Annotated in this window: 9 protein-coding genes and 3 pseudogenes; 8 read left to right on the plus strand and 4 right to left on the minus strand. The window is 62.5% G+C overall.

Going from position 1 to position 8,900, the window contains the following annotated elements:
* Positions 1–431: Smr/MutS family protein (locus tag Q427_RS23080; protein ID WP_231613873.1), on the minus strand; the 431-nt coding region annotated here is incomplete at its 3' end.
* 132 nt (positions 432–563) lie between these two features.
* Here Q427_RS23080 and Q427_RS23085 point away from each other — a divergent pair.
* From Q427_RS23085 to Q427_RS23105, 5 genes and pseudogenes are all read left to right on the plus strand, one after another.
* The gene (locus tag Q427_RS23085; RefSeq protein WP_051496629.1) at positions 564–1,022 is read left to right on the plus strand and encodes a gamma-glutamylcyclotransferase family protein; all 459 of its coding nucleotides are present in this window, start codon (positions 564–566) and stop codon (positions 1,020–1,022) included.
* A 124-nt stretch (positions 1,023–1,146) separates the two neighbouring features.
* Positions 1,147–1,500 (plus strand): arsenate reductase (glutaredoxin), encoded by a 354-nt coding sequence (gene arsC, locus Q427_RS23090; protein WP_043517583.1) that lies wholly within the window; start codon positions 1,147–1,149, stop codon positions 1,498–1,500.
* Between the two features lie 36 nt (positions 1,501–1,536).
* Positions 1,537–2,148: pseudogene (gene wrbA, locus Q427_RS30595) on the plus strand (NAD(P)H:quinone oxidoreductase); the annotation flags it as partial.
* 4 nt (positions 2,149–2,152) lie between these two features.
* Positions 2,153–2,554 (plus strand): DUF2069 domain-containing protein, encoded by a 402-nt coding sequence (locus Q427_RS23100; RefSeq protein ID WP_043517585.1) that lies wholly within the window; start codon positions 2,153–2,155, stop codon positions 2,552–2,554.
* A gap of 93 nt (positions 2,555–2,647) precedes the next feature.
* Positions 2,648–3,121 (plus strand): c-type cytochrome, encoded by a 474-nt coding sequence (locus Q427_RS23105; RefSeq protein WP_051496630.1) that lies wholly within the window; start codon positions 2,648–2,650, stop codon positions 3,119–3,121.
* A gap of 5 nt (positions 3,122–3,126) precedes the next feature.
* Here the strand turns inward: Q427_RS23105 and Q427_RS23110 are convergent, their stop codons facing one another.
* Together Q427_RS23110 and Q427_RS34705 are read right to left on the minus strand one after the other, a co-directional pair.
* A complete protein-coding gene (locus tag Q427_RS23110; RefSeq protein WP_231613874.1) occupies positions 3,127–3,573 on the minus strand; it encodes a cytochrome b/b6 domain-containing protein in 447 nt (148 codons plus the stop codon).
* A 50-nt stretch (positions 3,574–3,623) separates the two neighbouring features.
* Entirely contained in the window at positions 3,624–3,806 is a 183-nt protein-coding gene (locus Q427_RS34705) for a hypothetical protein (RefSeq protein WP_231613875.1), read from the minus strand.
* 323 nt (positions 3,807–4,129) lie between these two features.
* On the opposite strand from Q427_RS34705, the gene pdxH reads away from it, so the two are divergent.
* Positions 4,130–4,771 carry a pyridoxamine 5'-phosphate oxidase gene (gene pdxH / locus Q427_RS23115; protein WP_043517586.1) on the plus strand — a complete coding sequence of 214 codons (642 nt, stop codon included), beginning with the start codon at positions 4,130–4,132 and terminating at the stop codon, positions 4,769–4,771.
* Between the two features lie 70 nt (positions 4,772–4,841).
* Here the strand turns inward: pdxH and Q427_RS23120 are convergent.
* A pseudogene (locus Q427_RS23120) lies at positions 4,842–7,588 on the minus strand (bifunctional acetate--CoA ligase family protein/GNAT family N-acetyltransferase).
* Between the two features lie 110 nt (positions 7,589–7,698).
* Here Q427_RS23120 and Q427_RS23125 point away from each other — a divergent pair.
* Entirely contained in the window at positions 7,699–8,634 is a 936-nt protein-coding gene (locus Q427_RS23125; RefSeq protein ID WP_043517587.1) for a histone deacetylase family protein, read from the plus strand.
* A 125-nt stretch (positions 8,635–8,759) separates the two neighbouring features.
* Positions 8,760–8,900: pseudogene (locus Q427_RS23130) on the plus strand (transcriptional regulator); the annotation flags it as partial.

An 8,900-nucleotide genomic window follows, 5' to 3' on the forward strand; every position in this document is an offset into this window, starting at 1 on the left:
CAGCACATTAGGCCGGCTGTCGATCTCGCGGCCGCGACCGTGCACGACCAGCACCGAGCGCAGGTCGTGGGCATAGCTTCGTGGATGAAGGCCGGCAATACCCGGCGACACTCCCCCAGCGGGCGACGCAACAGGAGCAGCCGCGACTGGGCCGGATACCCACCTTGGCGAAGGCGATCCACCACGCCCTGCTGGATGCCGACACGCCGATACTCGACCGGATCGAAGGGCGGCAGCAGCTCGACGAAATCATCGGAGAGAAAGCTGTCCTCGCCGGTCTCGGCCTGGGCGCTTTCACGACGGGCCAGCTGTGCCTCGGTGGGATGTTGCCTCCGCCGTCCTGGATTGGCCCGATTTGAGGCAGCAGGAAGCGGCCGCACATCACTCATCATCGCTCGGAAGTCCTGGTCATCACGGGCAGACTGATTCATGGGCCACCTCCGTCAGCGTCAAGTTCGACAGGCTCCTCATATCCTACCAGAGCCGGGAATCGGGTTTTAGCCGGACAGCAGGGGTCTTCTCATGGCAGGATAAGCCGCGTCATATCGCGTGAGGAAACACCCATGCAGGGATTGCGATACCTGTTGGTCGCCTCGGTGGCCCTGCCGCTGGCCATCGCGGCCTGGCTCTGGTTCACCATGCTCAGCCCCTTCACCTATGATCGCCCCGACCATCTTCCGGAGGTCGATGAAGGGCCACACTCGGTCTTCGTTTATGGCACCCTGCGCCTTTCGCTGGTGCGCTGGATCGTGATGGGCCGAGCCGGGGAATCCGAGCCAGCGGTACTGGAGGGCTTCCGCCGCGAGGGGCTGGACCTGGTCGAGGCACCGGGTGAGCAGGTGACAGGCGAGGTGATCGTGGTCAGTGCCGATGAGCTGGAGCGGCTGGATCGCTACGAGCGGCTGGGCATTCGTTATGCACGCGTTACCAAGCAACTGGCGGACGGGCGTTCGGTGTGGGTCTACCGCAGGCTGGCCGACGAAGACGTCAGTATCGAGGCGCTTCTCGAAGCCGACGGCTAGAAGCCTGCCGGACTTGATCGGATCTCGCAGTAGATCAGCGTTAAGTCCGACAGCCTCCTTAGTTGTGGTGAGCACGACGCCCCTTCTACAATAGCCGCCACTTTCCAAGGATCGAGGAGCCCGCATGCCGATCACGCTCTACCATAACCCCCGCTGCTCAAAATCCCGCCAGGCCCTCGCCCTGCTGCAGGAAAAGGGTGCCGAGGTGACGATTCGTCGCTATCTGGACCAGCCCCTCGGCGAAGAGGAGTTGCGTGACCTGATGTCGAGACTGGATGCGGACGGCGAGGCGCTGATAAGAACCCAGGAGCCCGAGTGGGCATCCCTGGATATCGACCTCCAGGATCAGGAGCAGGTGATCCAGGCACTGGTGGCACATCCACGACTGCTTGAACGTCCCATCGCGGACGATGGCAAGCGCGCCGTGCTGGGCCGCCCGCCGGAAGATGTGCTCGCTCTCCTGCACGCCGACGATTGAACGCGGGCCCAGACTCTCCACGCACCAGGAGCCAAGATGCGCGACCCTCTACCCTATGTGTTGATTCTCTATTATTCTCGCCACGGTGCGACCCGTACCATGGCCGAGCAGCTCGCCGCGGGCGTTGAGTCGACTTCCGGCATCGAGGCGCGCCTGCGAACCGTACCGGCCGTCTCGCCCACCTGCGAAGCCGTCGACCCCGAGATTCCCGAGGAGGGCGCCGTCTATGCCAGCCTCGACGACCTGCGCCACTGCGCTGCTCTGGCGCTGGGCAGTCCGACCCGCTTCGGCAACATGGCCGCCCCGCTCAAGCACTTCATCGATACCACCAGCACGCTGTGGCTCAACGGCGCCCTGATCGACAAGCCGGCCACGGCCTTCACCTCCACCTCTAGCCTGCACGGCGGCCAGGAAACGACACTGATCTCCATGCTGCTGCCGTTGCTGCACCATGGCATGGTTTACGCCGGCCTACCCTACTGCGAGACCGAGCTGATGGACACCACCGCCGGCGGTACACCCTACGGAGCCAGCCATGTGGCAGGCCAGCGCAGCGACCAGCCGCTAGCCGACAGCGAACGGCGGCTCGTACGCGCCCAGGGCAAGCGTATCGCCCGGCTGGCCTTGGCCATGCAGAGCCTACGGGAGCCTCATGAGACGCTGGATGGAGGATCTGGAAGCGCGCCATGGCCTCGACAGCCTCACCGACCGCTCTCGCCAGCTGGTGCTGGGCAGCTTCGGCTTGCTGATGGTGCTGTTGATCTGGAGCGGCCTGTCGATGCAGGCCGGCGACAATCCTCTGACCCCGATTCTGGTTCGGATACTGCCCCTGGTCCTGTTCCTGCCATCGATCATTGGTCGCCGCCCCCGGGGGCACGCCTGGCTGGCCTTCGTCAGCCTGCTCTACTTCACACAGGGCGTCATGGTCGCCACGCTTCCCGGCCAAGGCCTGCTGGGGAGCCTCGAGGCGATCAGTGCGCTGGGACTGTTTACCGGCTGCATGTTCTACGCTCGCTTTCGTAGCCGCCAGATGCGGGGGGACAGCCGGCCTTGATCCCATCATGCACTTTTCTCACAGCGTGCTAACTTGATTAAGGTTTACGCCAACGTCGAGGCAACAACAAAACCAGCACCCAGGAAGATCGTGATGACATTGACACTGAAGAGCACCTTGGCAGCCTGCGCCCTGTCAGCGGGCCTGGCTTTCGCCGCCATCGCACAGGCCAGCGACGTGGAGGATGCCATCCATTATCGTCAAAGCGCGCTTGGCGTGATCGGATGGAATATTGGTCCGCTGGGCGCCATGGCCCAGGGGGATATCGACTACGATGCCGAGGAATTTGCCCATCGAGCCGAAAACCTCGCCTTCCTGGCCTCCCTGCCCTGGGAGGGCTTCATCGAAGGATCGCTGCGCGGCGATGGCCACGGTGTCGATACCGATGCCCTGGCCGCGATCGCCGACGACTGGGACGACTTCGAATCAAGGCAGCGCACGCTCATCGAGGAAACCGCCACCCTGGCCGAGCTGGCCCAGGGGGATGATTTCGGCGCCATGCGCCAACAGGTGGCCGCCGTGGCCAACACCTGCCGCGGCTGTCACGACAACTATCGGGCAGATTGAGCCTGTCACGCGTTCCAAAGCCATAGCACCGGTGCGGCCGCCAGCGCCATGGCGGCCAGCAGAAGCCATCTGTTGGGGCGCCCACGCCCTGCCGTCCCCACAGACGCATCTTCCGGCTCCTTCGGCAGTCGCTTCCGCCCGGTGAACATGGCCACCACCAGGCTTTCACCTTTCAATCGATGGACGATCAGGGCGAGCAGGTGCGCGGCGATAAGCACCATCAGCAGATCAGCGTTGAGATGGTGCAGCGTCTGCAGTTCGCGACTGACATCGCGGCCAAACAGGCCGTACAGCGGCGCACGAAAGAAGATGTCATCGGTCAGGAAGAGGCCGCTTGTGGCCTGAAAGGTCAACGACACCAGCATGATGAGTACCATTGCGCCCCCCAGCGGGTTGTGCCCGGCGTAGACGGGGGGCGTGCCCTTGAGCAGGTGACGAGCATAGGCGAGCATCGTCGCCGGGCCATGAAGAAAGTTCCGGAATCGAGCGTGGGGGCTGCCGATCAGCCCCAGAGCCAGCGGAACAGAAGCAGCCCCAGCACGACATAGCCCGCCTTGGCATGGACCTGGACGGGAAACAGGAAAGGAGCACCACCCAGCTTCATGGTGTAGAACGCCAGCCCCACGCCACCCACCAAGCCCCAGTGAAACAGCCTGATCGGAAGATCCCATACCGAATAGTGCATATCGACCCCCTGCCGCTCTGCGGTTGACTCGCCTGATGGATATCCCTGTCGCCGCAAAAATTCACCTAGAATAGAATGATAGCGAAACGATAACACCGCACGATGCCTCGTCACCCAGGAATGGAGTACGCTCTCGCTGGTTTCCCTTTCCCTGTCCGATTCGTCCGCCACCGGTCGAACAATCACTTCTGTTCGTCATCCTGGCCAGCGGAACAGCACCACTGGGGGAGCCACTTGGCCGAGTACCGATGTGGGTTGCGAATCGAGTGTTGTGCTTCGGCCGTGCAGAAGCGACCATGTACAAAATTTTCTAGGAGAACGCCATGACACGAAAGATCGCCGACATACGGCGCGACTATGAGGGTGGCCAGCTGGAAGAAAACAAGGTGCCCGCTGATCCCATGGTGCTTCTGGACGAGTGGATCACCCTGGCACTGGACGCCGAAGGCGACGATGGCAATGCCATGACGCTGGCCACCGCTGACAGCCAGGGCCTGCCCCATGCGCGGATCGTTCTGCTCAAGGGGTATGACGAAAGAGGTTTGGTCTTCTACTCCAACTATCACAGCCACAAGGGCAGCGAGCTGGCCAACGTGCCCTATGCAGCGCTGACCTTCTGGTGGCCGTCACTGGGTCGCCAGCTTCGCGTCGAGGGGCGCGTCGAACTGGTTGGCGACGACGAATCGGACGCCTATTTCAACAGCCGCCCGCGTGCCAGCCAGCTCGGTGCCTGGATCGCCACCCAGAGCGTGGTCATCCCCGGTCGAACGTGGATAGAGGAGCGACAGCACCGCTTCGAGCAAGCCTATGAAGGTCAGGAGATCCCTCGCCCCGTCCATTGGGGAGGCTACCGGGTCATACCGGAAATGATCGAATTCTGGCAGGGCCAGCCCAGCCGGTTGCATGATCGTATCCGCTACGAATTGCGCGACGGTAGCTGGCACTTCTTCCGCATGGCGCCCTGAGCACTTCGGTGAGGGGTCGGGAGAGCAGCGAGACACACCAGGCCCCTCTCAACCCAGGACCCCAGCGCCTTCAGTCCGGCAAGCTCTCCAGACGGTGGCGCTGCCACTCGTTCTCGGGCTCGTTGAGACGCAGCACCGCGTCCACCACCTGTTCCTCCACGTTATAGCGGCAACGGAAGCCCAGGTGCTTCATCAGCGCCCGCATGGGGTGGTTGTCGACCATGATCTTTCCAATCATTTCCAGGGTGCCCACGCTCTTGCAATAGGCGATCATTTTCTTCATCAGCAGGCTTCCCAACCCCTGCCCGGCCATGTCGTCACGGACGATCACCGAGAACTCGGTCCGGATATTGTCCGGATCGTTCCACACCCTCACAACGCCCAGCATCTCCTTGCTGCCATCCTCTCGTCGATGTTCGGCAATGAAGGCCATCTGCCGATCATAGTTGATATGCGACAGAATCGAGAGATCACGCTGGCTGAGGTCAGACTTGTTGTGAAAGTAACGAAAACGGATGCTCTCTTCGGAGAGCTGGCTGTGGAAATGGGTGATCAGCGGTGCGTCCTCCGCACGAATGGGGCGGACCTCCACCGTCATGCCATTCTTGAGCGTTGTCCACTCACGCAGCTCTTCAGGATAGGGCATGATCGCGAAACGGGCCGGATTACCCAGGTCCATGGCGAAATCCACTGCCAGCACGCCGTCGCGGTTCAACAGCAGCGGGTTGAGCTCCAGGCCGCGCAGTTCGAGCAGATCGGAAGCCATCTGGGATAGCTGGACCAGCAGCTGGCAGAGGCGCTTCAGGTCCCGTTCCGGATCGCTGGAGTGCTCACGAATCAGTCGGGCGGCGTGGGTGCGGCCCACCACATCGGATGCCAGGGTCATGTTCAGCGGCGGTAGCGCCACCTGGCGATCGGCCATCACGTTGACCTTGTAGCCACCGATACCGAACACGATGAGTGGACCGAATATCGGGTCCCGGGTGATCCCGGCGCATATCTGCATCGAGTGCTTGCCCCGCTGCATGGGCTGAAGGCAGTACTCGCGAATCCTCACCGGTGGGAACCGTTCCCGTAGCTTGTCACCCAGGCGCGTGACACCTTCGGCGGCCTGCTGGGGCGAGTGAAGGTCCTGCAGCAGGCCCGCCGAGAGCCGTTGCGGTTGCCGACGGTAGCGAAATGGCCGGCAGTTGCTCTCATGCACCACCTTCAGGGCCATGGGACCATCAATGTTGTCGGCCGCGGCGAAGGCCTCTTCCGCTGTCTGTACATAGTGACTCGGGGCAACGGAAATACCGTAGGCTTCGAGCACCTGGGCGGTCTCGGAGTGTGACAGGGTCTCCCGCCCCTCGGCCTTGGCTTCCTCGATGAGGGTGCGGCAACGGGCGCGGATATCAGGCGTCGTGGCGAAAGGAAGCGTCGGCGGAGTCTCCTGCAGAAGCGCCTGGACTCGCTGGTAATCGACCATGTGCATGAAGGCCTTCACCGCCTTCTCCGGCGAAACATAGGTTGGTATGCCCGCTGCGCTGCACTCATTTCGGGCGTCGAGGGCAGCCTCGAGCCCCATCCAGCTGGTCAGCAGATTGCGGCGAAACCGCTTGCGATTGGCGATGACGGCCTGTGCCGTGACCTTTGAGGGTGCCAGGCGAGTTGGGGCATGCACTACCAGAACGGCGTCCACGCCAGGGTCGGCTGCAACGACCTCCAGTACCTCGACCAGCTTTTCGGGCGTCGCGTTGCCACCGAGATCCACCGGGTTTTCCCCGGGCCTGCTCATGTCAAAGTCGCCTTTCTTCAGTGCTGCTCGCGTCTCATCGGAAAAACTCGCCAGCTTGCCCCCGGCGCTGATCAGCTTGTCGATAGCGAGCAACGCCGGCCCCAGGCCGTTGGAGACGATGGCCAGCCGATCGCCCTTGAGCGGTTTCATCTGGGACAGGGTCATCAACGCATCGAACAACTCATCGGAATCGTTGACCCGAACCACGCCGGCACGGGCAAACGCCGCGTCAAAGACAACGTCACGGTTGGCAATACCCGGTGTCGGCGGCATGTTGGAGAGGTCGGACTCCGGAGTTCGACCGCTCTTGATGGCGAGGACCAGCCGGTTACGCGAGGCATCGCGCAGCGCAGTCATGAAGTGCAGGGAGTCCTGGATGCGCTCCAGGTGCAGCAGGATCGCCTGGGTGGGGGAGTATTGGTTGATATAGTCGAGCAGGTCGGGAAGCATCACGTCGACACTGTCGCCTACGGTAATGAGGTGTGAGAAACCGATGCCACGGCCCGCGGCCCAATCGATCATGCGTTGCCGAGCATACCCGACTGCCCCAGGTAGGCCACCCGGCCCGCCTTGACCGGCTGACTGGCGTAGGAGGCATTGAGCTTGCGCCCCGGCACGATCAGCCCCATGCATTCCGGACCCAGCACCCGGATCCCCGACTCCCGCGCCGCCACCAGCATTCGTTCGCGTATGGACGCCTTGCCCTCCCTGGCCTCGTCGAGGTGAGACCCCCCGGACAGTACCAGGGTCGCCTTCACACCGAGCCGTCCCAGCCGGGTAATCACCTTGGGCAGGCTGTGTGCCGGCGTACAGATGACGGCCAGGTCGGGTGTTTCGGGCAGGTCACGGATGCGGGAAACGCAGGGCTGGCCGAAGACCGACGCGTAGCCCTTGAGGTTCACCGCCCAGATGGAGCCTGGAAAGCCGGCCTCCTGCAGGTTGCGTATGACCAACCCGCCTATGGATTGAGGCTTTTCCGATGCCCCGATCACTGCAATGGTTCGCGGCTCGAAGAAGTGCCGCAGGAATCGGGTGCCCAAGTCGCTTTCTCCACGAAGTCAGTTCCTGCCATCCTGTGTACGACTTATTGACACTGTTGTGCAAGGGGTTACTGGCATTATGGTGACCCTTGTCATTGTGGAGCGCCCATATGATCACGGCTTACATTACCCACCCGGACTGCCATCTTCACCATATGGGCCCGGAGCATCCGGAAAGCCCTCTGCGGCTCGAGGCCATCCAGGCTCGTCTCTCCCTCTCGGGTCTGCTGCAGCAGACAATGCAGTCGGATGCCCGTGAAGCCACCGAGGATGAACTGGCTCGGGTTCACCCGCTGCGTCATCTCAGAGCACTGGACAAGTGCGTGCCCGAAACCGGCATCGTCACCCTGGATAGTGACACCATGATGAACCCCGACAGTCTGCAGGCCGCACGCATGGCCGCCGGCGCGGTGATACGCGGGGTTGAGCAGGTCTATCGCGGCCAGGCCGACAATGTCTTCTGTGCCGTGCGACCACCGGGACATCACGCCGAAGCCACCGATGCCATGGGCTTCTGCTTCTACAACAATGTCGCCGTCGGTGCCGCCCACGCCCGGGCCAAGTACGGTGCCCGGCGTATCGCCATCCTCGATTTCGACGTTCATCAGTGCAATGGCACCATCGATATCTTCAAGGACGATCCTGACATCCTGATCTGCACCAGCTTCCAGTACCCCTTCTACCCCTGGCGTTACCTGCGCAGCGAATGGCAGAACGTGGTCAACACCCCGCTGGATGCCGGTACCGACAGTACTGCCTTCCGCCGTGAGATCGAGAACGACTGGTTGCCGGCCCTGCACGCCTTCAAGCCGGAGCTGGTGCTGGTGTCGGCAGGCTTCGATGCCCACCGCGAGGATCCCTTGGCAGAGCTCTGCCTGGAGGACGAGGACTTCTACTGGGTGACCCATATGGCCATGGAGATCGCCGCCCTTTATGCCGACAATCGTCTGGTTTCCGTCCTGGAGGGAGGCTACGACCCCGCTTCGCTCGGTCGCGGTGCCGAGGCACACGTGCGTGCACTGCTGGGCTTGCCCTTCGACGGCTGAGGCGCATTCCTCCGAGCCAGGAAACACCCCGTCGCGATCCGGTGCGTAAATGTCGCTATGGCAATGCGTTTCGCGCCAATTATGGTACGCTTTGGAGAAACTTGTTTCCTATAGTGAACCTGCCCATGCCAGCCACCACCGATCAGCAGGCCGCGCTGCGTATTGCATCCGGTCGCAAGCCCTTCGTGGAACCACTACGTCTCGGCGAACGCCTCAAGGAGCTTCGCCTGGCCAACCAGTGGACGCTGGAGGATGTCAGCCAGCGC

The organism is Halomonas sp. BC04, assembly GCF_000568385.1.